The 22,011-nt window shown below is 50.5% G+C and carries 24 protein-coding genes and 1 pseudogene; 14 read left to right on the forward strand and 11 right to left on the reverse strand.

The features are described 5' to 3' along the window. Positions 1-6: 6 nt before the first annotated feature. From mgtR to uspF, 5 genes and pseudogenes are all read left to right on the forward strand, one after another. On the forward strand, positions 7-120 hold the full coding sequence (gene mgtR, locus HV318_RS03995) for a protein MgtR (RefSeq protein WP_182271666.1): 114 nt from the start codon (positions 7-9) through the stop codon (positions 118-120). Next, the gene (gene mgtU / locus HV318_RS24480) at positions 113-199 is read left to right on the forward strand and encodes a magnesium transporter protection protein MgtU (RefSeq protein ID WP_395121666.1); all 87 of its coding nucleotides are present in this window, start codon (positions 113-115) and stop codon (positions 197-199) included. Before mgtR ends, mgtU begins: the two co-directional genes overlap by 8 nt. Before the next feature lie 234 nt (positions 200-433). Continuing rightward, positions 434-1,649: pseudogene (gene yedE, locus HV318_RS04000) on the forward strand (selenium metabolism membrane protein YedE/FdhT). After that, positions 1,646-1,879 carry a sulfurtransferase-like selenium metabolism protein YedF gene (gene yedF, locus HV318_RS04005; protein WP_182271667.1) on the forward strand — a complete coding sequence of 78 codons (234 nt, stop codon included), beginning with the start codon at positions 1,646-1,648 and terminating at the stop codon, positions 1,877-1,879. Before yedE ends, yedF begins: the two are co-directional and overlap by 4 nt. A gap of 139 nt (positions 1,880-2,018) precedes the next feature. Further along, positions 2,019-2,453, forward strand: a complete 435-nt coding sequence (gene uspF, locus HV318_RS04010; protein ID WP_182271668.1) for a universal stress protein UspF — start codon at positions 2,019-2,021, stop codon at positions 2,451-2,453. Positions 2,454-2,547: 94 nt separating this feature from the next. Here uspF and ompW read toward each other — a convergent pair whose 3' ends face one another. Further along, positions 2,548-3,180, reverse strand: a complete 633-nt coding sequence (gene ompW / locus HV318_RS04015; RefSeq protein ID WP_182271669.1) for an outer membrane protein OmpW — start codon at positions 3,178-3,180, stop codon at positions 2,548-2,550. A 281-nt stretch (positions 3,181-3,461) separates the two neighbouring features. On the opposite strand from ompW, the gene HV318_RS04020 reads away from it, so the two are divergent. The 4 genes from HV318_RS04020 (at position 3,462) to yciA (ending at position 5,731) form a co-directional block, all read left to right on the forward strand. Then, on the forward strand, positions 3,462-3,866 hold the full coding sequence (locus HV318_RS04020) for a YkgJ family cysteine cluster protein (RefSeq protein ID WP_182271670.1): 405 nt from the start codon (positions 3,462-3,464) through the stop codon (positions 3,864-3,866). Between the two features lie 25 nt (positions 3,867-3,891). Next, entirely contained in the window at positions 3,892-4,635 is a 744-nt protein-coding gene (locus HV318_RS04025; protein WP_182271671.1) for a YciC family protein, read from the forward strand. 56 nt (positions 4,636-4,691) lie between these two features. Beyond that, on the forward strand, positions 4,692-5,231 hold the full coding sequence (locus HV318_RS04030) for a septation protein A (protein ID WP_182271672.1): 540 nt from the start codon (positions 4,692-4,694) through the stop codon (positions 5,229-5,231). Positions 5,232-5,335: 104 nt separating this feature from the next. Continuing rightward, entirely contained in the window at positions 5,336-5,731 is a 396-nt protein-coding gene (yciA, locus tag HV318_RS04035; protein WP_182271673.1) for an acyl-CoA thioester hydrolase YciA, read from the forward strand. Positions 5,732-5,769: 38 nt separating this feature from the next. Here yciA and tonB read toward each other — a convergent pair whose 3' ends face one another. Next, entirely contained in the window at positions 5,770-6,492 is a 723-nt protein-coding gene (gene tonB, locus HV318_RS04040) for a TonB system transport protein TonB (protein WP_182274524.1), read from the reverse strand. A 220-nt stretch (positions 6,493-6,712) separates the two neighbouring features. On the opposite strand from tonB, the gene HV318_RS04045 reads away from it, so the two are divergent. After that, on the forward strand, positions 6,713-7,009 hold the full coding sequence (locus tag HV318_RS04045) for a YciI family protein (RefSeq protein ID WP_182271674.1): 297 nt from the start codon (positions 6,713-6,715) through the stop codon (positions 7,007-7,009). Positions 7,010-7,040: 31 nt separating this feature from the next. Here the strand turns inward: HV318_RS04045 and leuE are convergent, their stop codons facing one another. Together leuE and HV318_RS04055 are read right to left on the reverse strand one after the other, a co-directional pair. Next, positions 7,041-7,676: a leucine efflux protein LeuE gene (leuE, locus tag HV318_RS04050; RefSeq protein ID WP_182271675.1), complete on the reverse strand. Its 636-nt coding sequence runs from the start codon at positions 7,674-7,676 to the stop codon at positions 7,041-7,043. A gap of 221 nt (positions 7,677-7,897) precedes the next feature. Beyond that, complete coding sequence (locus HV318_RS04055) at positions 7,898-8,071, reverse strand: YciY family protein (protein ID WP_182271676.1); 174 nt, start codon at positions 8,069-8,071, stop codon at positions 7,898-7,900. 144 nt (positions 8,072-8,215) lie between these two features. Between HV318_RS04055 and cls the strand changes: the two genes are divergently transcribed. After that, complete coding sequence (cls, locus tag HV318_RS04060; RefSeq protein WP_182271677.1) at positions 8,216-9,676, forward strand: cardiolipin synthase; 1,461 nt, start codon at positions 8,216-8,218, stop codon at positions 9,674-9,676. A gap of 33 nt (positions 9,677-9,709) precedes the next feature. After that, positions 9,710-10,039, forward strand: coding sequence for an HI1450 family dsDNA-mimic protein (locus HV318_RS04065; protein ID WP_014832243.1), 330 nt, complete (start codon positions 9,710-9,712; stop codon positions 10,037-10,039). 73 nt (positions 10,040-10,112) lie between these two features. Here HV318_RS04065 and oppF read toward each other — a convergent pair whose 3' ends face one another. From oppF to HV318_RS04095, 6 genes are all read right to left on the reverse strand, one after another. Continuing rightward, the gene (oppF, locus tag HV318_RS04070; RefSeq protein ID WP_182271678.1) at positions 10,113-11,117 is read right to left on the reverse strand and encodes a murein tripeptide/oligopeptide ABC transporter ATP-binding protein OppF; all 1,005 of its coding nucleotides are present in this window, start codon (positions 11,115-11,117) and stop codon (positions 10,113-10,115) included. After that, positions 11,114-12,127, reverse strand: coding sequence for an ABC transporter ATP-binding protein (locus HV318_RS04075; RefSeq protein ID WP_182271679.1), 1,014 nt, complete (start codon positions 12,125-12,127; stop codon positions 11,114-11,116). The genes oppF and HV318_RS04075 overlap by 4 nt, the downstream gene beginning before the upstream one ends. A gap of 11 nt (positions 12,128-12,138) precedes the next feature. After that, positions 12,139-13,047, reverse strand: coding sequence for an oligopeptide ABC transporter permease OppC (gene oppC / locus HV318_RS04080; RefSeq protein WP_182271680.1), 909 nt, complete (start codon positions 13,045-13,047; stop codon positions 12,139-12,141). Between the two features lie 14 nt (positions 13,048-13,061). Further along, positions 13,062-13,982: an oligopeptide ABC transporter permease OppB gene (gene oppB, locus HV318_RS04085; protein WP_182271681.1), complete on the reverse strand. Its 921-nt coding sequence runs from the start codon at positions 13,980-13,982 to the stop codon at positions 13,062-13,064. A 124-nt stretch (positions 13,983-14,106) separates the two neighbouring features. Next, positions 14,107-15,741, reverse strand: a complete 1,635-nt coding sequence (gene oppA, locus HV318_RS04090; RefSeq protein ID WP_182271682.1) for an oligopeptide ABC transporter substrate-binding protein OppA — start codon at positions 15,739-15,741, stop codon at positions 14,107-14,109. Positions 15,742-16,511: 770 nt separating this feature from the next. Further along, positions 16,512-17,159, reverse strand: a complete 648-nt coding sequence (locus tag HV318_RS04095) for a YchE family NAAT transporter (RefSeq protein WP_182271683.1) — start codon at positions 17,157-17,159, stop codon at positions 16,512-16,514. 477 nt (positions 17,160-17,636) lie between these two features. On the opposite strand from HV318_RS04095, the gene adhE reads away from it, so the two are divergent. After that, a complete protein-coding gene (gene adhE / locus HV318_RS04100; protein ID WP_182271684.1) occupies positions 17,637-20,312 on the forward strand; it encodes a bifunctional acetaldehyde-CoA/alcohol dehydrogenase in 2,676 nt (891 codons plus the stop codon). An 80-nt stretch (positions 20,313-20,392) separates the two neighbouring features. Here adhE and tdk read toward each other — a convergent pair whose 3' ends face one another. Then, complete coding sequence (gene tdk, locus HV318_RS04105; protein WP_182271685.1) at positions 20,393-21,007, reverse strand: thymidine kinase; 615 nt, start codon at positions 21,005-21,007, stop codon at positions 20,393-20,395. A gap of 551 nt (positions 21,008-21,558) precedes the next feature. On the opposite strand from tdk, the gene hns reads away from it, so the two are divergent. Beyond that, a complete protein-coding gene (hns, locus tag HV318_RS04110; RefSeq protein WP_008502781.1) occupies positions 21,559-21,972 on the forward strand; it encodes a histone-like nucleoid-structuring protein H-NS in 414 nt (137 codons plus the stop codon). Positions 21,973-22,011: the final 39 nt, after the last annotated feature.

A 22,011-nucleotide genomic window follows, 5' to 3' on the forward strand; every position in this document is an offset into this window, starting at 1 on the left:
GCTGATATGAAGCATTCACATGACCGGATTATCGCGCTTACCTTTTTCGTTATCGGTCTGTTGGTGCTGCTGGGCGGTATCTGGCTGATATTCGAGTCACCGGGAGGGATGCATGCGTAAACGTAGCGTGGAGTCTGTGTTTATTCAGGTCATTATTTTCGCAGCCCTGATTATTTTACTCACGGTGTTTGTTCGTTAACCATTAAAGAAGGGACGCGTCTGACGCGTCCCTTTTCATCATCACGAGCTTTGCTTGCTGTCTTAATTCTGGAGCCGTGCAGGCAATCTTTAAGCTGTGCGGTTTAATGATGAAAGTCATAAAAAAGCGAGGTATTTTGGTGAAACGTTCTGGAGAGGTTTTGGAGACAGGAAAAAGGTTATATATTCCAGGCCGTTAAATCCACATATACCTTCTGAGTTCAGAGGCTTACACATGTCATGGCAATACTTCAAACAGACTTACCTGGTTAAGTTCTGGTCACCAGTACCGGCAGTCATCGCTGCGGGGATCCTGTCTACCTATTATTTCGGCATTACTGGCACCTTTTGGGCCGTTACCGGCGAGTTTACCCGCTGGGGCGGGCAACTGCTGCAGATGGCGGGCGTGCATGCCGAAGAATGGGGTTACTATAAACTTATCCATCTGGATGGCACACCGCTGACTCGCATCGACGGAATGATGATTATCGGTATGTTCGGCGGCTGTTTTGCCGCGGCACTGTGGGCGAACAACGTTAAACTGAGAATGCCAAAGAGCCGTATTCGCATCATGCAGGCGGTGATTGGGGGGATGATCGCCGGGTTCGGCGCTCGCCTCGCAATGGGCTGTAACCTTGCCGCCTTCTTTGACTGGCATTCCGCAGTTTTCGCTACATGCCTGGTTCTTTGCCATCGCCACGGCCATAGGTTCTTATTTCGGCGCGAAATTCACTCTACTGCCGCTGTTTCGCATTCCCGTCAGGATGGTCAAAGTCAGTGCAGCTTCACCACTGACGCAAAAACCGGCGCAGGCACGCCGCCGTTTCCGCCTGGGTATGCTGGTCTTTTTTGCGATGGTTGCATGGGCTATTTGCACTGCACTGAACCAGCCAAAACTGGGGTTAGCCATGCTGTTTGGCGTGGGCTTTGGTCTGCTGATTGAGCGCGCACAAATCTGCTTTACCTCTGCGTTTCGCGACATGTGGATCACCGGCCGTACCATGATGGCCAAAGCAATTATCGCCGGTATGGCTGTCAGCGCGATCGGCATCTTCAGCTATGTGCAACTTGGCGTTGAACCGAAAATCATGTGGGCGGGCCCTAATGCAGTGATTGGCGGGCTGCTGTTTGGTTTTGGAATTGTGCTCGCTGGCGGTTGCGAAACCGGCTGGATGTACCGCGCCGTGGAAGGTCAGGTGCATTACTGGTGGGTGGGTCTGGGAAACGTGATCGGCTCTACAATCCTGGCATACTACTGGGATGACATGTCGCCCGTGCTGGCGACAAACTGGGACAAGGTCAACCTGCTGAAGACCTTTGGCCCGCTCGGCGGACTGGTGGTGACATACGCTCTGCTGCTGATCGCATTTTTACTGGTCGTCGCGCAAGAAAAACGCTTCTTCCGTCGTCGTACCGACACAACCATTGAACCCCGGGAGAATGCAGCATGAAAGAGATCGTGCCTGACTATCGCCTCGATATGATCGGTGAACCGTGCCCTTACCCGGCAGTCGCCACACTTGAAGCGCTGCCACAGCTCAGGAAAGGTGAGATTCTGGAAGTGGTGAGCGATTGCCCGCAATCCATTAACAATATTCCGCTGGATGCCCAAAACCACGGCTACACCGTGCTGGATATTCAACAGGATGGGCCTACCATTCGTTATTTGATCCAGAAGTAACATGCCCCTTGCGCCCCTCTCTGGGGCGTTCTCTCTGCCATAAAAGCCGCCTTAAGTCCCATTTTCACAGCAAATACAGTGCCTGCGGTTACGCCAGGACTAAACTTGAAGTGGATAAAAAACAAACAGGAGGTACGGCATGTTCCATTCGATTTTAGTCCCTCTCGATATTTCAGAGAGCCGTCTGACTGAACAGGTGGTTCCCTATGTTCAGGTAAACGCAGCAATCAACAACGCCAAAGTTCATTTTCTGACGGTAATACCGTCTTTCCCTTACTACTCGTCGCTTGGGCTGGCGTATTCGGTTGAGATGCCGAAACTGGCTGAGATACAGCAGGATGCACTAGAGAAACTGAATGAGATTGTTAAACAGTTCAACCTGCCCGCTGACCGCATCCAGACGCATGCCATTTCTGGCTCGCCGAAAGATCAGATCCTGAAGCTGGCGGACACCATCAACGCTGACCTGATTATTATTGCCTCTCATCGGCCTGATATTACAACTTACCTTTTAGGATCAAACGCTGCGGTGGTCGTGCGCCACGCAAAATGTCCGGTGCTGGTTGTACGCTAAAAAATAAAGCCTCGGTTATACCGGGGCTTTTTTACAAGGGATCACTTCAGAGGAGAGAAAACTGGCCATCATCTGGCCAGTCTCAGGAAATAACTTAGAAACGGTAACCCGCTGAGAACATAAATACCCACGGATCCAGACGGGTGTTGATGCTTTGCTGCTCGCCAGCCGCTTTAAAGCGCACATCGGTATCGATATCCATATACCAGACTGACATATTAATCAGCCAGTCGCGGTTTATCAGATAATCCAGACCGACCTGCCCCGCCATACCCCAGGAGTCTTTCAGGCTGAGATCGGAAAGCCCAGCGTCTTTACCGGTATCGTTAAATTTCTCATTAAAGAAGGTGGTGTAGTTCACCCCCGCGCCGATGTACGGACGTACCTTACTGCTTGAATCACCAAAGTACCACTGTGCCATCAGCGTTGGAGGTAAAAGGTTTACCGTGGCGATATCTCCGGTAGGTCCGGTTCCGACATGATGGCGGAATGGCGTTGCGGCCAGGAGTTCAACGCCGATGTTATCTGTTGCCATATACGTGAACGTCAAACCTAACTGGGTATTATTGCTGACGTTAAAACCGCCCAACCCCAGCACATTATCAGAACCTTCAGTCGGACGAACTGTAGCCGAACCGGCACGAATAAAGAATTCGCCTGCTTCATGCGCGTACGCGCCACCAGAGAGACTGCTTAAGACAAGGGCTGCCACCGCTAATTTTTTCATATCCGCTCCATCGTTGTGGTTTTAATTGCGGGGGCAATATACTCACAAATGAGTAATAAGTGATCTAACACAGATCACATTAAAACCAGTAAGTTAACATTCATTGATCTGAGTTAATTTTTTATAACTCACCCTAAATGGTTATTTTGTCTTTAAGTCAATTTTTGCCATTTCACAGTGAGAAAATTTTCCCCTTATCCCCCCTTGCCCTCTTCTCTGGCTCTGGATAATTTAGCTCTCTCACAATGTGATTTGATGCGTTCTTCTATTGCAGGTGTGCCATGAGTGATCTCAATCCGTGCATGACGTGCGGGGCCTGTTGTGCGTATTTTCGAGTCTCTTTCTACTGGGCCGAAGCCAGCGATGGCGGCGGTACCGTTCCGGTTCAGCTCACTGAGCCCGTCTCTCCTTTTCTGCGTTGCATGAGCGGTACGAACCAAAAACAGAGCCGTTGTTCGGCACTGGAGGGCACGCCCGGGGAGGCCACGCGTTGTAAAATCTACGAGCAGCGCCCCAGCCCATGCCGGGATTTTTCGATGTCGGGGGTGGATGGACAGGTTAACGAAGCCTGTAATCGCGCACGTGCGCACTACGGATTACCTCCGCTTTACAAAGATATGCTTTTCCATACAAGCCTTGATGCTGCCACGGCAGCGTTATCCGGTGTACAATTGCCGGCTAATTAACACCTGCAATACTCAAGGAGAGTGCATGTCTATCACGGCGAATTCTGTCTACCGTGACACGGGAAATTTTTTCCGCAATCAGTTCATAACCTTTTTACTGATCGCATTGTTATGCGCCTTTATCACGGTGGTGCTTGGTCATGCGTTCTCTCCGAGTGAAGAACAAATTGCCAGCCTGAGCCAGGGCGACCATCTTGCGGGCAGCGTGGGGTTGTTTGACCTGGTGCAGAACATGACGCCTGAGCAACAGCAAATTCTGCTGCGCGCGTCAGCTGCCTCAACCTTTTCAGGTCTGATTGGCAATGCCATTCTTGCGGGTGGTGTACTGCTGATGATCCAGCTCGTGTCCGCAGGCCATCGCGTGAGTGCATTACGCGCTATCGGTGCCAGCGCACCTGTACTGCCGAAGCTGTTTATCCTCATCTTTTTAACCACCATGCTGGTGCAAATGGGGATTATGCTTATTGTGGTACCGGGTGTGTTACTGGCTATAGTGCTCTCCTTCGCGCCGGTGATGGTTGTGCAGGACAAAATGGGGATCTTCACCGCAATGCGGAGCAGTGCAAAGCTGGCGTGGTCTAACATGCGCCTGGTGGCTCCGGCCGTGATCGGCTGGCTGCTTGCTAAAACGCTCCTGTTATTGTTTGCACCAAACTTTGCTGTGTTAACGCCAAATGTTGGCGCGGTGGTGGCAAATACGCTGAGCAACCTGATTTCAGCTGTACTGCTGGTCTATCTGTTCCGCCTGTATATGTTAATTCGTCAGTAATCCTGAGGCTGGGTGCATCGCTGCGCCCGGCCCTGCTCAGAAGATGGAATCACAGAATGAAGCAGTTTCTTGATTTTTTACCGCTGGTGGTCTTTTTCGCTTTTTATAAGTTGTATGACATTTTTGCGGCAACCTATGCGCTGATCATTGCTACCGCCGTGGTGCTGATCTATAGCTGGATCCGCTATCGCAAAGTAGAAAAAATGGCGCTCATCACTTTCGGTCTGGTGGTCGTATTCGGCGGGCTTACCCTGGCCTTCCACAATGTTGAATTCATCAAATGGAAGGTTACAGTGATTTATGCGCTGTTTGCAGGCGCGTTATTGGTCAGCCAGTGGGTAATGAAAAAGCCGCTGATCCAGCGCATGCTGGGTAAAGAACTCACTCTGCCGCAGGATGTATGGTCCCGCCTTAACCTCGCCTGGGCCGTCTTTTTCATTCTGTGTGGCCTGGCTAATATCTATATTGCCTTCTGGTTACCGGAAGAAATCTGGGTCAACTTTAAGGTCTTTGGCCTGACCGCGCTGACGCTTATCTTCACGCTCTTAAGCGGCGTATATATTTATCGACACATGCCGCAGGACGACAAACACTGATCGGTTATGACCAGAACGTAGTACAGCAGGCGTTCTGGTCTATTTTCTCCAGTCGAAAATCATAGTAGCATCCCGCCTGAAGTCTTCAGTTACGAGTTAAAACAATGACAACAAATGACGCCCCTCAGGGCGAACTGGTATTACGCACACTGGCAATGCCCGCTGACACGAATGCCAATGGCGATATTTTTGGCGGCTGGTTAATGTCGCAAATGGACATGGGCGGCGCAATCCTGGCAAAAGAGCTCGCGCATGGCCGTGTTGTTACCGTCAGAGTGGACGGAATGACCTTCCTGCGCCCGGTTGCAGTGGGTGATGTGGTCTGCTGTTACGCGCGTTGTGTAAAACGTGGCAATACGTCGATTTCCATCAACATTGAAGTATGGGTGAAAAAAGTCTCTTCCGAACCTATCGGACAGCGTTATAAGGCGACGGAAGCGTTGTTTATTTACGTGGCTGTAGACAGCCAGGGCAAACCTCGTCAGCTTCCTCAGTCCTGAGAGTCAGGTAAAAAGAAGCCTCTTTACAGAGGCTTCTTTCATTCCATCTGCGCCCCGCCGTTCAGGCGGAAAATAATATTCACCGTCAGCCCACTACCCGGTTTACCCGCTTCGTAACGCCATTTACGCATCGCCGTTTTAACTTCGCGTTCAAACATGTTAGAAGGCTGTGCCGACAGGATTTCTACATTCTCCACGCGTCCGTCCGGTGTTACGTCAAATTTCACGCGTACGCGGCCTTCAATACGTAACATCTGAGCACGCGATGGGTATTGCGGCTGGTTGCGGCTCAGCGCACGAGGGCCTGCGGGTGCCGTGACCGTCGGTTTCGCCGCTGTCGCGGTATTATTCATCGCCGGACGCGACGGTGCGGCATTCTCTACCGTTTGCGTAGCGTGAGGCTCAACCGGACGTTCTTCGCGTTTCGGACGTTCTTCCACCTTCTTCACTGGTTTTGGCTTCGGCTTAGGTTTAGGCTTCGGTTCTGGCTTGTGGATCACCACCGGGGCCTCTTTCGGCGGTTCCGGGATCGGTTCAGGTTCTGGTTCTGCAACCGGCTGAGGCTGCGCTGGTGGTGGCGCGACCTGCGGCGGTTCGAGATCCGCTGGCGATACCATCACTACAGAAATGGGCTGCGCTGGCGCGGGCATTTCAATAACCTGATGAACCGAGGTATAGAGCAACCCCGCAACGACGGCACCGTGAATAACGACAGAAAGTAACGTCGGCCAGGGAAAGCGGCGAGGTAGGTCAAGGGTCATCGAAGTCATAATCATCACATTAAAAAACCAGACCTCGATTTTAAATGCAAATAGCAATCATATTCAATAAGACACTTTGTCTTCGCGCAATTTAAGCGCACAGCAGGTCCAAAAAGATGCATTTAGATCAGGGTATTAACATTGTTTTTATCTTTACATTGCAGTCAATTGTGCTTTCACATAACGTAAATGACACTTTTAACGGTTAAGGAGCTTCGCCGTGCTTTATGTGATTTATGCTGAAGATATCGCTAATTCCCTGGAAAAACGCCTTTCAGTTCGCCCTGCCCATCTGGCGCGCTTACAGTTGCTGCATGATGAAGGCCGATTACTGACCGCGGGCCCAATGCCCGCAGTAGACAGCAATGACCCTGGCGCAGCCGGTTTCTCTGGCTCTACGGTGATTGCAGAGTTTGAATCTCTGGAAGCGGCAAAATCCTGGGCCGACGCCGACCCGTACATTGCGGCCGGTGTGTACGAAAAGGTCACGGTTCGACCGTACAAGAAAGTGTTCTGATGTAAAAAAGGCTCCCTCAGGAGCCTTTCTCTCAATGCAGCGACGCTAACCTCGCCGCAAATCCGACAAACAGCAACCCTATCAGCCCATTCCCCAGCTTTGCCAGTTTCTTTTTGGTTTTAAGATAACGTGTGACAAAAGCACCAGAGAAGATCAGGAAGCTCATATATATAAAGCTGATCAGCTCAAGAGTCGTCGCCAGGATCAGGAAAGAGGTACCCGTATTTTCAGCACTCACGTCAATAAACTGCACAAAGAACGAAACGTAAAACAGAATCGCTTTGGGGTTCGTCAGGCTCAATACCAGCGCGCGCTTCATGATTGCGCTTGCAGGCTCGGCTCCATTCGCATGCGCATTATTCTGCCGGGTGATAACCGACCAGAGCATTTTCCCGCCCAGCCACAACAGATAAAACGCCCCCAGATAACGCACGATATTAAATAAAACCGGGGTAGTCTGGATCAATGCGGCAACACCCGCCCAGGCCAGAAACATCAAGACAGCATCACCGATGAACACGCCGCTCGCAGCCAGATAACCTTTTTTGACGCCGTGACCAATTCCGGTTTTCAGCACAAACAAGGTGTTTGGCCCTGGAACCAGCACAATAAAGAACGCGCCAACGACGTACGTCCAGAAATTAAGTACTCCAAACTCCGCAAACACTTCTCCCTCCTTTTGCTAAAAACAACGGGAATATCGCTGCAATAACGATAGTCCCAAAAATATCAGTCGCGCTATTGTACGCCGTTATAGCCATCAATATAAGTCGCGGTCAGTTCATTGCCGGGTAATTGTCAGGTGAGCGCAGTATCGGGGAGTTCGTTTGGGGGAAAGATTGAGAAATGACATAAACAGTGGGCACCTTAACGGTGCCCTCATGGTACTCAGATATCCTGGATCGCGAACAGCAACGCGTTACGATGTTTGTCCAGTCCACATTTTCTGATAGCGTGGATACGCATATTGCGGCGGGATTGTGCTTCCAGCCAACGAGCCTTGCGACGACTCACCTGTCGCAACATGCGCCAGCGCCCTACTTCTGTTCTACTGCGCTTCATGTCTACAACTCTTTCTCTAACAGAAATCCCATTATAAACCCAACCCCTCAGCAAACCAGCGCTTTTATCTGGCGTTTTTATTTGCCAGATGAATCCTGATGCGTACACTCATAACAATACGCTTTCAAAAGGATTTTCTTATCTATGACAACCTTCTACACCGTGGTGAGTTGGCTGGTCATTCTGGGATACTGGCTGTTAATCGCGGGTGTGACGTTGCGCATCCTGATGAAGCGCAGAGCCGTACCCTCTGCCATGGCCTGGCTACTGATTATTTACATCCTGCCGTTGGTGGGCATTATTGCCTATCTCTCGTTCGGTGAGCTTCATCTCGGTAAGCGCCGTGCCGAACGTGCCCGGGCCATGTGGCCTTCCACCGCAAAATGGCTCAACGATCTTAAAGCCTGTAAACATATTTTCGCTGAGAACAACAGTAGCGTCGCTTCCTCGCTGTTTAAACTGTGCGAGCGTCGCCAGGGAATTGCCGGCGTAAAAGGGAATCAGCTCCAGCTCCTGACAACCTCCGATGATGTGATGCAGGCGTTGATCCGTGATATTCAGCTGGCTCGCCATAACATTGAGATGGTGTTCTATATCTGGCAACCCGGTGGGATGGCCGATCAGGTCGCAGAATCGCTGATGGCGGCCGCTCGCCGGGGTATTCACTGCCGCCTGATGCTGGACTCCGCTGGTAGCGTCGCATTTTTCCGCAGCCCCTGGGCGGGCATGATGCGTAATGCCGGTATCGAAGTGGTTGAGGCGCTAAAGGTCAACCTGCTGCGTGTTTTTCTGCGTCGCATGGATCTTCGTCAGCACCGAAAAATGATCATGATCGATAACTATATTGCCTATACCGGCAGTATGAACATGGTTGACCCGCGTTTCTTCAAGCAAGATTCCGGCGTCGGCCAATGGGTCGACCTGATGGCAAGAATGGAAGGCCCGATTGCCACCTCTATGGGGATCGTCTACTCCTGTGACTGGGAAATTGAAACCGGCAAACGCATTCTTCCTCCGCCACCGGACGGTAATATCATGCCGTTTGAAGAGGCCAGTGGCCACACTATTCACACCATCGCCTCCGGGCCGGGTTTCCCGGAAGATTTGATTCATCAGGCGCTGCTCACTGCCACCTACTCAGCGCGTGAATATCTGATCATGACCACCCCCTACTTTGTTCCCAGCGATGATCTGCTGCACGCGATTTGTACCGCTGCGCAGCGTGGTGTGGACGTCAGTATTATTATGCCGCGCAAAAATGACTCGCTGCTCGTGGGCTGGGCCAGCCGCGCCTTCTTTACCGAACTGCTGGCTGCTGGCGTGAAAATTTACCAGTTCGAGGGCGGGCTTCTGCATACCAAGAGCGTACTGGTTGACGGCGAGCTGAGCCTGGTGGGAACCGTCAATCTCGATATGCGCAGCCTGTGGCTAAATTTTGAGATCACGCTGGTGATAGACGATTCCGGATTTGGTGGCGATCTGGCGGCGGTACAGGATGACTATATCTCCCGCTCGCGCCTGCTGGATGCCAGACTGTGGGTGAAACGTCCGCTGTGGCAGAGAATTGCCGAACGACTGTTTTACTTCTTTAGCCCGTTGCTGTAAAACGTGCCCAACGATGTTAAACAGGTAGTCATCATGGAAATGGATCTGAACAATCGCCTGACCGAAGACGAAACGCTCGAGCAGGCCTATGACATTTTTCTCGAACTGGCGGTTGATAACCTCGATCCCGCAGACGTGATCCTCTTTAATCTGCAATTCGAAGAGCGCGGCGGTGCCGAATTGTTCGACCCGGCAGAAGACTGGGCCGAACACGTGGATTTCGACCTCAATCCTGATTTCTTCGCCGAAGTCGTGATTGGGCTGGCGGATGAAGATGGTGGTGAAATTAACGACATTTTTGCCCGCGTGCTGCTGTGTCGCGAGAAAGACCACAAGCTGTGCCATATTATCTGGCGTGAATAATAAAAAAGGCTGCGATGCAGCCTTTTTTATCATCTACAGACGATAAGGGCTGACGTAATGTCAGCCCTTATGTTTATAACGGATCGACTTTCAGGCAGGAAACCGCATGCCGGAAGCTGCCTTCCAGAACCGGACGTGTTTTCGCACATTCCGGCCCTGCCATCGGACACCGCGTACGGAATACGCAGCCTGAAGGCGGGTTAATCGGCGATGGCAATTCACCGTCCAGAAGCTGGATGGTTTTATTTTTTTCCAGATCGGGATCGGGGATCGGTACGGCCGACATCAGCGCTTTGGTATAAGGGTGCAACGGGTTGTGGTACACCTCATCATACGTGCCCAGTTCCACGGCATGCCCCAGATACATCACCAGTACGCGGTCAGAAATGTGTTTGACCACCGCCAGGTCGTGCGCAATGAAGATCAGCGACAGCCCCATTTCACGCTGCAGTTTTTGCAGCAGGTTAACCACCTGCGCCTGAATAGAAACGTCCAGTGCAGAAACTGGCTCATCACAGATGATCAGCTTCGGTTCGAGGATCAACGCACGTGCAATACCGATACGCTGGCACTGACCGCCGGAGAATTCGTGCGGGTAGCGGTTGATGAGGTTAGGCAACAGCCCGACTTTCAGCATCATCGCCTTGACACGATCGCGCACTTCCTGACGTGATAACTTCGGATGATAGGTGCGCAGCGGCTCGGAGATAATCTCACCGATAGTCATACGCGGGTTTAATGATGCCAGGGGATCCTGGAAAATCATCTGGATATCGCTACGCACATCGCGCCACTCGTCCGGCTTCATGCCCAGCAAATCTTTGCCCAGCCATGCCACTTTACCGCCCGTCGCTTTCACCAGGCCAATAATGGCGCGCGCAAACGTGGATTTACCACAGCCTGACTCACCCACCACGCCCAGGGTTTCCCCTTCGTACAGGCGAAGCGTGACGCCATCCACCGCTTTCAGGGTTTTAGGCGGCTGCCAGAACCACTGCTTGCCGTCTTTAATGTCGAAATGCACTTTCAGATCGGCGATTTCGAGCAGTACATTTCTTTTTTCATCTAATGCGTTCATACCAGATCCTCCTGCGGCTTAAAGCAGGCGCGCAGACGGCCTGGTGCAAACTCGTCCAGCGGCGGAGCGCTGTTACAGATTTCCATCGCGTGCGGACAGCGCGGCTGGAACGGGCAGCCTTTCGGCAAACGCAGCAGGTTTGGCGGGTTGCCCGGAATGGTCAACAGAGATTCGCCTTCCGCGTCGAGGCGTGGAACAGCATTCAACAGGCCAATTGAGTACGGATGCGCAGGCTGATAGAACACATCACGCGCTTTACCATATTCCATGGTACGACCGGCATACATCACCAGCACTTTGTCGCAGATACCCGCAACCACGCCCAGGTCGTGGGTGATCATGATAATCGCCGTGTTGAATTCGCGCTTAAGCTCGTTCAACAGGGTCATGATCTGCGCCTGAACGGTCACGTCCAGCGCGGTGGTCGGTTCATCGGCGATCAGCAATTTTGGCCGACACAGCAGCGCCATCGCAATCATCACGCGCTGGCGCATACCGCCGGAAAACTCGTGCGGGAACATGCGCATGCGCTTACGTGCTTCCGGCATTTTTACCGCATCCAGCATTTTGACGGACTCTTCGAACGCTTCCGCTTTGCCCATGCCTTTGTGCAGCATCAGCACTTCCATCAGCTGTTCGCCGACGCGCATATACGGGTTAAGTGACGTCATCGGATCCTGGAAAATCATCGAAATCTGCTCAGCACGAAGCTTGTTCAGCTCCTGCTCCGGCAGGTTCAGGATCTCTTTCCCGTTGAAGGTCGCGGAACCACCAATACGCCCGTTTTGCGCCAGAAGCCCCATCAGCGCAAACGCCGTTTGTGATTTCCCCGAACCGGATTCACCCACGATCCCCAGCGTTTCACCCGCACGCAGGCTGAAGTTGAGATCGTTTACGGCGGTAACATCTCCGTCCGGCGTTTTAAAGGTGACGCGGAGGTCTTTGACATCCAGCAGAATTTTGCTCTGTTGTTGCGCCTGTGGCGCAGTTGCCGTTTCAATTATCGTCATGACGGCGCTCCTTAACGGTCTTTCGGGTCGAGGGCATCACGCAGGCCATCGCCGATAAAGTTGAAACAAAACAGGGTGACGACCAGGAAGCCCGCCGGATATAACAGCAGCCACGGAGAAACTTCCATTGAGTTTGCACCATCACTCAGAAGCGCACCCCAGCTGCTCAACGGTTCTTGCGTCCCCAGACCCAGGAAGCTCAGGAAGGATTCAAACAGGATCATGCTTGGCACCAGCAGCGAGGCATAGACCACAACCACACCCAGTACGTTAGGAACGATGTGTCGAACCACGATATTACCGGTTGATACCCCACCAACCTGTGCAGCTTCGATAAACTCTTTGCGTTTAAGGCTCAGCGTTTGACCGCGCACAATACGCGCCATGTCCAGCCAGGAAACCATCCCGATCGCCACAAAGATCAGCAGGATATTCTGGCCAAAGAAGGTCACCAGCAGGATAACGAAGAACATGAACGGGAAGGAGTTTAATATCTCCAGCAGACGCATCATTACGGAGTCCACTTTACCGCCAAGATAGCCGGAAAGTGAGCCATAGAGCGTACCGACGATCACCGCCACCAGCGCGGCGGCAATACCGACCATCAACGAGATACGGCCACCAATCGCCACACGAACCAGCAAATCACGCCCGGAAGAATCCGTACCGAAATAGTGCCCGGATGTCATATCCGGCGCGCTGGACATCATGCCCCAGTCGGTATCGAAATAGGTGAACTGTGACAGCATGGGAGCCAGGGTCACAAACAGAGCAATCAACACCAGCACAAACAAACTGGTGACGGCAGCACGGTTGTGCATAAAACGACGACGGGCATCTTGCCAGAGGCTACGGCCTTCTACTTCCAGTTTTTCACTGAAGTTTTCCAGCGCCTCGCTGTTTTTCTTACTCAACATCATGGCGTGCTCCAGTGTTAGTAACGGATTTTCGGGTCGATAACGGCATACAGCACATCGACAATTGCGTTAAAGAGAATGGTCAGCGTTCCGACAAGGATTGTGAGGCTTAATACCAGCGAGTAATCGCGGTTAAGCGCACCGTTAACGAACAGCTGGCCAATACCTGGCAGGCCATAAATAGTTTCAATCACCATTGAACCCGTAATAATACCGACGAAGGCCGGGCCCATATAGGACAGTACGGGTAACAGCGCAGGCTTAAGCGCGTGACGGAGAATAATCCGGTGCATTGGCAGCCCCTTTGCACGCGCGGTACGAATGAAGTTTGAGTGCAACACTTCAATCATCGAGCCACGGGTAATACGCGCAATGCTGGCAATATACGCCAGTGATAATGCCACCATCGGCAAAATCATAAACTTCAGTGCCCCGCCGTTCCAGCCGCCACCAGGCAGCCATTTCAGCGTGATGGCAAATATCATCACCAGTAATGGTGCCACAACGAAACTGGGGATAACGACCCCGGTCATTGCGACCCCCATTACGGTATAATCCCATTTGGTATTTTGTTTTAGTGCGGCAATAACGCCCGCGGCAACCCCGAGAATAACGGCCAGGAAGAATGCCGCAGCACCTAATTTAGCCGAGACCGGGAAGCTTGAAGCCACCAGGTCGTTAACGGAATAGTCTTTATATTTGAACGAGGGCCCAAAATCGCCATGCGCCAGCTGCTTCAGATAACTGAAGTATTGGGTGGAGATAGGATCGTTTAAATGATATTTCGCTTCGATATTTGCCATCACTTCTGGCGGCAGCGCACGCTCGCTGGTAAATGGACTACCGGGAGCAAGACGCATCATGAAGAACGAAATCGTAATAAGAATAAAGAGCGTCGGAATCGCTTCAAGACAGCGACGTAGGATAAATTTCAACATTGCCCGTACCTTCTGGCGTGTGCCTTTTGCACATGTTCTTTCTGGCGAACCCGAAAAATCATGTGCATATAGTGCGATGAGTTAAGACACAGTGGGGCAAATAACATTGCCCCACGGATTGCCATTAATGCTTAATGATGTACAGATCTTTGGTGTAGATGTTGTCCATCGGGTCTTTACCGGTATAACCGCCAACCCAAGGTTTCACCAGACGCGCGTTCACGTAGTAGTAAACCGGAACGATCGCAGAATCTTTACCTAACTGCTGCTCTGCTTTGTCGTACAGGGCAGTACGTTGTGCCTCATCAGTCACTTGCAGCGTTTCTTTCATGATTGAATCAAACGCCGGGCTCTTATAGTGCGCGGTGTTCATGGAGCTGTCAGACAGCATGGTGTTCAGGAAGGACGTAGGTTCGTTGTAGTCCGCACACCAGCCGGCACGCGCCACATCGTAGTTACCCTGGTGACGGGTATCCAGGAAGGTTTTCCACTCCTGGTTCACCAGCTTCACATCCACACCCAGGTTTTTCTTCCAGATGGATGCGGCCGCGATAGCCAGTTTCTTGTGCAGATCGGAGGTGTTATACAGCAGGTTAAACGTCAGCGGCTTGTCTGCGGTGTAGCCCGCTTCGGCCAGCAGTTTCTTCGCTTCTTCGTTACGTTTTGCCTGTGTCCAGGTGAACCACTCTGGTTTGGTCAGCTTCGCGCCATCTGTGTATGGCGGGGTGTAACCGAATGCCGGCAGGTCGCCCTGCGCTTTCACTTTGTTTACGATGATATCGCGATCCAGTCCCAGCTTCAGCGCAGTACGTACGCGAGCATCGGTAAATGGCGCTTTCTGGTTGTTGATTTCGTAGTAATACGTACACAGGTACGGATCGACGTGAACTTCGGTTGGGATCTCTTTCTTCAGCTTCTGGAAGAGTTCAATCGGCAGGTTGTTATAGGTCATGTCGATTTCGCCGCTGCGGTAACGGTTAACGTCCGTCACTTCGGAGGAAATCGGCAGATAGGTAATCTGGTCTACGATGGTTTTCGCGTTATCCCAGTAGTTGGTGTTACGCTCCATCACGATACGTTCGTTAACCACCCAGTCTTTCAGCTTATAAGCACCGTTAGTGACGATGTTAGCTGGCTGAGTCCACTTCTCACCGAATTTTTCGATGGCAGTTTTGTTAACCGGAGACATTGCCGGGTTAACCAGCAGTTTGTAGAAATACGGAACAGGTTCGCTCAGGGTGACTTCCAGAGTGTGGTCATCGATGGCTTTCACGCCGAGTTCTGATGGAGCTTTTTTACCGTCGATGATTTCATCAACGTTCAGGATGTGACCGTACTGCGGATAGCTGGCGTAAGGAGAAGCCGTTTTAGGATCAACCAGACGCTGCCAGCTATATACGAAATCTTGTGCGGTGACAGGTTCACCGTTGGACCATTTTGCGTCTTTACGCAGGTGGAATGTCCAGACTTTAAAGTCTTTATTATCCCAGCTTTCAGCCACGCCCGGGATTGGGTGACCGTCTTTCGTCGAGGTAATCAGCAGACCTTCGAACAGATCGCGACTGATATTCGCTTCAGGAACACCTTCAATCTTGTTCGGATCCAGAGACTGCGGCTCAGCGCCGTTGTTACGGATCATGGTTTGTTTTTCTGCAAGCGTTACACCTGCAGGCACGTCGGCAGCCATTGCCATATTACCCGCGATCAGCGCAGTGAAAATACCCGCTGCTATCAGACTTTTTTTTGTGATGATGGACATTGTGTTGATACTCCACTCATTATAATTACTGGCCTTCGCCAGCTGTGTATCCCCTGTTGGGGCCTGTACAGCGCAGGAGTTTTTTTTGCTGCTGTCAGGTTCTTTTTTTACTTCTTGCTATCACCGACTTCTTTATTACTGACCGCTCGTATGGCCGTCTTGCGTCGATTCTTAACACGCCTCCCCTGTCTGGGACGTGTGCTGGATACCTGAGAAGAGGACTATATGAAAATAATTCTCATCTACTTGTTTTATGCTGCAAAATATAAGGCCGGAAAGTATCAAATGGCGTAAACTCGCGCCAATACATTTTGCAAATTTGTTAAGCAATTCTCTTTTACGGTGAGTACCGCGTTTTTATGGGCAGCCCTGCCGGACACCAAACACCAGGGAAACACCCTGCTATTCAATATGATAGAGATAATTTTCTCTACAAGCGCGTCGCTGCGCTGTCATTGACTGGTTTTGTACGAAAATTTAACAACTGGTTATTATTTAGCACATTCCTCTAACGGAACGTTGAAATTACTAATATCATTTCGGTTATCTCTCAGCAAGCCCCAGAGTATCATGTGAGTCAAATAACAGATCGATCGCAGGATTTATGTGCAGGCGGGTAAACACAAAACACATAAGTTACTGAAATGCATTGAATTACAATTATCAGTAGAATTTATTATGGTTTGTGCAAATTTCAACTTTATTAATATGATTTGCTGATAATCACATAAAAAACGGAGCCCGTGGCTCCGTTTATTCATATGACGTGGTTAGTGCAGCAGTCCGGGGAAAATGCTCTTTATACCGGTGACGATGAACTCAATGCCCAGCGCCATCAATAACAGACCCATAATACGGGTAATGACGTTGATGCCCGTCTGTCCCAGCAAACGCACCAGCCAGGGAGCCATACGGAACACGCCCCAACAACAAAGCGCAAAAATGGCAATCGCCACGGAGAAACCAATAAGGTGCATCAGGTTGTGGTAGCGAGTCCCCCAGACGATTGTCGAACTGATCGCCCCGGGTCCTGCCATCAACGGTAACGCCAGCGGCACCACACCAATGCTCTCGCGAATGGCGGTTTCTGACTTCTCCTGTTTGTTCTGTTTATCTTCCCCCAGCTTACCGCTGATCATCGACATGGCAATGGTGACCACCAGGATCCCACCCGCGATGCGGAAGGAGTCAATGGAAATGCCAAACAGTTGCAGGATGGCATCCCCCAGATAAAGAGAGGTAAGCAATATAATGGCCACGGACAGGTTGGCCGTGAGATTGGTTTTGTTCCTGGCCACCGCCGTCTGGTAGCTGGTCATACTAATGAAGACAGGGATAATCCCCACCGGGTTGACCAGGGCAAACAAACCAATAAAAAACTTAAAATATGTTGGAAAATCAAAGAGCGTTTGGATCACGTTTAGCTCCGCTTATGCGCATGGCCCGGGACTGATACTGTGTCATGGTAGAACCGCGCTGAAGATACGCTTTTTATTAGCATACTTCACCAGAAATCTGTGCCAAAACGTTAGCATTTCATGATGTTAAACATTTGTAGAATCAATGATAGCCACGCTTCCAATAGTTACGTAATTATTTAACAGTGGAATAATCTCAAAGAAATAACCCTGCTGAATGGTATCAGCTTGGGGGAAAATTGATGCAGATCATGATTTCCGTACTCAGAAGTGAGTAATCTGATTACGCCGCCAGGGAGATCACCTATCAAAAAGGTATGATGCTAAGGTAAGGCTCTTTTAGTAAATTAGTGAATCGACAGGAAGTAACCCTTTGTTTTACTGTGTGTTACGCAAGTCCTATAAGCCCTGACTATACTGTCTGACGTATCGAGCGCTGGTTTACTAAAAGAGTTTAAACATTATCAGGAGAGCATTATGGCTGTTACCAATATCGCTGAACTGAACGCCCTCGTAGAGCGCGTTAAAAAGGCCCAGCGTGAATATGCCAATTTCACCCAAGAACAGGTTGATAAAATCTTCCGCGCGGCCGCTCTGGCTGCTGCAGATGCTCGAATCCCTCTCGCTAAAATGGCCGTTGCCGAATCCGGCATGGGTATCGTTGAAGATAAAGTGATTAAAAACCACTTTGCTTCAGAGTATATCTACAACGCCTATAAAGATGAGAAAACCTGTGGCGTGCTGTCTGAAGACGACACCTTCGGTACGATCACCATTGCAGAACCTATCGGCATCATCTGCGGTATCGTTCCGACCACCAACCCAACGTCTACTGCTATCTTCAAATCATTGATCAGCCTGAAGACCCGTAACGCAATTATCTTCTCCCCGCACCCACGTGCGAAAGACGCCACCAACAAAGCTGCGGATATCGTCCTGCAGGCTGCCATTGCAGCTGGCGCACCTAAAGACCTCATCGGCTGGATCGATCAACCGTCTGTTGAACTGTCCAACGCACTGATGCACCACCCGGACATTAACCTGATCCTGGCGACCGGTGGTCCTGGTATGGTTAAAGCAGCATACAGCTCCGGTAAACCGGCAATCGGCGTAGGCGCAGGTAACACGCCAGTGGTTATCGACGAAACCGCAGATATCAAACGTGCTGTCGCGTCTGTACTGATGTCTAAAACCTTCGACAACGGCGTTATCTGTGCATCTGAACAGTCTGTAGTGGTTGTTGATTCCGTATACGATGCTGTTCGCGAACGTTTTGCCAGCCACGGTGGCTACATGCTGCAGGGCAAAGAGCTGAAAGCCGTTCAGGACATCATTCTGAAAAATGGCGCGCTGAACGCCGCTATCGTTGGTCAGCCAGCATATAAAATTGCTGAACTCGCAGGCTTTACCGTTCCGGTCACCACCAAGATCCTGATCGGTGAAGTTAAAGTTGTGGACGAAAGCGAGCCGTTTGCTCACGAAAAACTGTCCCCTACTCTGGCAATGTACCGTGCAAAAGATTTTGATGACGCGGTAGAAAAAGCAGAGAAGCTGGTTGCAATGGGCGGTATCGGTCACACCTCTTGCCTGTACACCGACCAGGATAACCAGCCAGAACGTGTTGCTCACTTCGGTCAGAAGATGAAGACTGCACGTATCCTGATTAACACCCCGGCTTCTCAGGGTGGTATCGGTGACCTGTACAACTTCAAACTCGCACCTTCCCTGACTCTGGGTTGTGGTTCCTGGGGTGGTAACTCCATCTCTGAAAACGTTGGTCCAAAACACCTGATCAACAAGAAAACCGTTGCTAAGCGAGCTGAAAACATGTTGTGGCACAAACTTCCGAAATCTATCTACTTCCGTCGTGGCTCTCTGCCAATCGCGCTGGATGAAGTGATTACTGATGGCCACAAACGTGCGCTCATCGTGACTGACCGTTTCCTGTTCAACAACGGCTACGCAGATCAGATCACCTCTGTTCTGAAAGCGGCTGGCGTCGAAACTGAAGTCTTCTTTGAAGTTGAAGCTGACCCAACACTGAGCGTTGTTCGCAAAGGTGCTGAACTGGCGAACTCCTTCAAACCAGATGTGATTATCGCACTGGGTGGTGGTTCCCCAATGGATGCCGCGAAAATCATGTGGGTTATGTACGAGCATCCTGAAACGCACTTCGAAGAACTGGCACTGCGCTTTATGGACATCCGTAAACGTATCTACAAGTTCCCGAAAATGGGCGTAAAAGCGAAGATGATCGCTGTGACTACCACTTCCGGTACCGGTTCAGAAGTGACACCGTTTGCGGTTGTAACTGATGATGCGACCGGCCAGAAATACCCACTGGCTGACTACGCGCTGACCCCAGATATGGCTATCGTTGATGCCAACCTGGTGATGGATATGCCGAAATCACTGTGTGCGTTCGGTGGTCTGGATGCTGTAACTCACGCCCTGGAAGCCTATGTTTCCGTACTGGCTTCTGAGTTCTCTGACGGCCAGGCTCTGCAGGCGCTGAAACTGCTGAAAGAAAACCTGCCAGCATCTTACAACGAAGGGTCTAAAAACCCGGTAGCGCGTGAGCGTGTACACAGTGCAGCAACCATCGCCGGTATCGCGTTTGCCAACGCCTTCCTGGGTGTTTGCCACTCAATGGCACACAAACTGGGTTCTCAGTTCCACATTCCTCACGGTCTGGCGAACGCCCTGTTGATCAGCAACGTTATCCGTTATAACGCTAACGACAACCCAACCAAGCAGACTGCATTCAGCCAGTACGACCGTCCGCAAGCACGTCGTCGTTATGCTGAAATCGCAGACCACCTGGGTCTGAGCGCTGCGGGTGACCGTACTGCTGCGAAGATTGAGAAACTGCTGGCATGGCTGGAAAGCATTAAAGCTGAACTGGGTATTCCTAAATCCATCCGCGAAGCAGGCGTACAGGAAGCTGACTTCCTCGCTCACGTAGATAAGCTGTCTGAAGATGCATTCGATGACCAGTGTACCGGTGCTAACCCGCGCTACCCACTGATCTCCGAGCTGAAACAGATCCTGCTGGATACCTACTACGGCCGCGAGTTCAAAGAAGGTGATACTGTTGCAAAAACTGAAGCACCTGCCGTAAAAGCTGACAAAAAAGCGAAGAAAAGCGCTTAATTGATAGCCCGATAAAAAAACCCGCCATTTGGCGGGTTTTTTTATGTCTGCATATTAAGCTGAAAACATTCAGCGGCTCATTATTTCCGGTTGTCGTGCTGAATCGCCGTCAGTGAACCTACCACCAATGCTTCCTTATAGTGTTTACGGCAAACCGAGATATAACGCTCATTGCCCCCTATCACCACCTGCTCACCATCCGCATAAGGCTTTCCGGACTGATCGAGACGAAGCACCATACTGGCTTTACGGCCGCAAAAACAGATAGTTTTCAGTTCAACAAGCTTATCGGACCAGGCAAGTAAATACTGGCTCCCGGCAAATAATTCCCCCCGGAAATCCGTACGCAACCCATAACACAGAACGGGGATATCAAGCTCATCAACGACCTCTGAAAGCGCATGAACCTGTTCACGTGTAAGGAACTGGCTTTCATCAACCAGAACGCAATGAATAGGCTGTGCAGCGTGTGCTGTGCGAATATCCTGCAACAGGTCGGTTTCCGGGTTATACAGTCTGGCAGGCGACGAGAGACCTATTCTGGAACTCACCTTGCCCGCGCCATAGCGATCGTCGATTTCAGCGGTGTAAACCACGGTACGCATACCTCTTTCCTGATAATTGTAGGAGGATTGCAGTAACGCCGTAGATTTCCCGGCATTCATTGCCGAATAGTAGAAATAAAGTTGTGCCATTGGCCGTAAAACCCTAATCAATGTGTAATATTCCCAATGATTCATTGTACCATATTTTGCCTCACCATCAGCGACACACTGCACAGACCCTGCGGGCTCAGGACGTGGGTAAAAACCCGTAAATTAAGAAAATAATGCGTCAAAACATGCAGTAAACGCATTAAGCATCGCCAATAAGTTATGGCATCGGCCAAAGATAACACTTCTTTTTATACTGGAATCCAGGTTCATTAAAATTCACTATTTATTAACTATTTTTGCCTTTACACCGCTTTTGCGAAGTAATACAAAAGGCTGATATTTATCCGCCGCAACTATAATTCCTGCGGTAAATGTCACAAAAAAAACATGTAACCGACCCTGTTAAGCAGGTTACCGTGATAACACGCAGTCCGGGACCTGATGAAATTTAAGTTAGCGTAATTAATAATAGCGACCATTATTTAGTATTTTTTGAATTCCTTACATTCCCACCTATTGCACAACTCAAATTATCGCTCTATTATTAGGTCAACAAACCACCCCCCCATTATAAGTTTGAGATTACTACAATGAGCGAAGCACTTAAAATTCTGAACAACATCCGTACTCTTCGTGCGCAGGCAAGAGAATGTACCCTTGAAACGCTTGAAGAAATGCTGGAAAAATTAGAAGTTGTAGTTAATGAACGTCGTGAAGAAGAAAGCGCTGCTGCAGCTGAAATCGAAGAACGCACTCGTAAACTGCAGCAATATCGTGAAATGCTGATTGCTGATGGTATCGATCCAAACGAATTGCTGAACAGCATGGCTGCTGCTAAAACCGGTACCAAAGCCAAACGCGCTGCTCGTCCTGCTAAATATAGCTATGTTGATGAAAACGGCGAAACTAAAACCTGGACTGGCCAGGGTCGTACTCCTGCTGTTATCAAGAAAGCAATGGATGAGCAAGGCAAACAGCTGGATGACTTCCTGATCAAGGATTAATCAGGACGCATTCTGAAAAATCCCGCTTAATGCGGGATT

Source organism: Enterobacter sp. RHBSTW-00901, assembly GCF_014103115.1.
GTDB lineage: Bacteria > Pseudomonadota > Gammaproteobacteria > Enterobacterales > Enterobacteriaceae > Enterobacter > Enterobacter cloacae_P.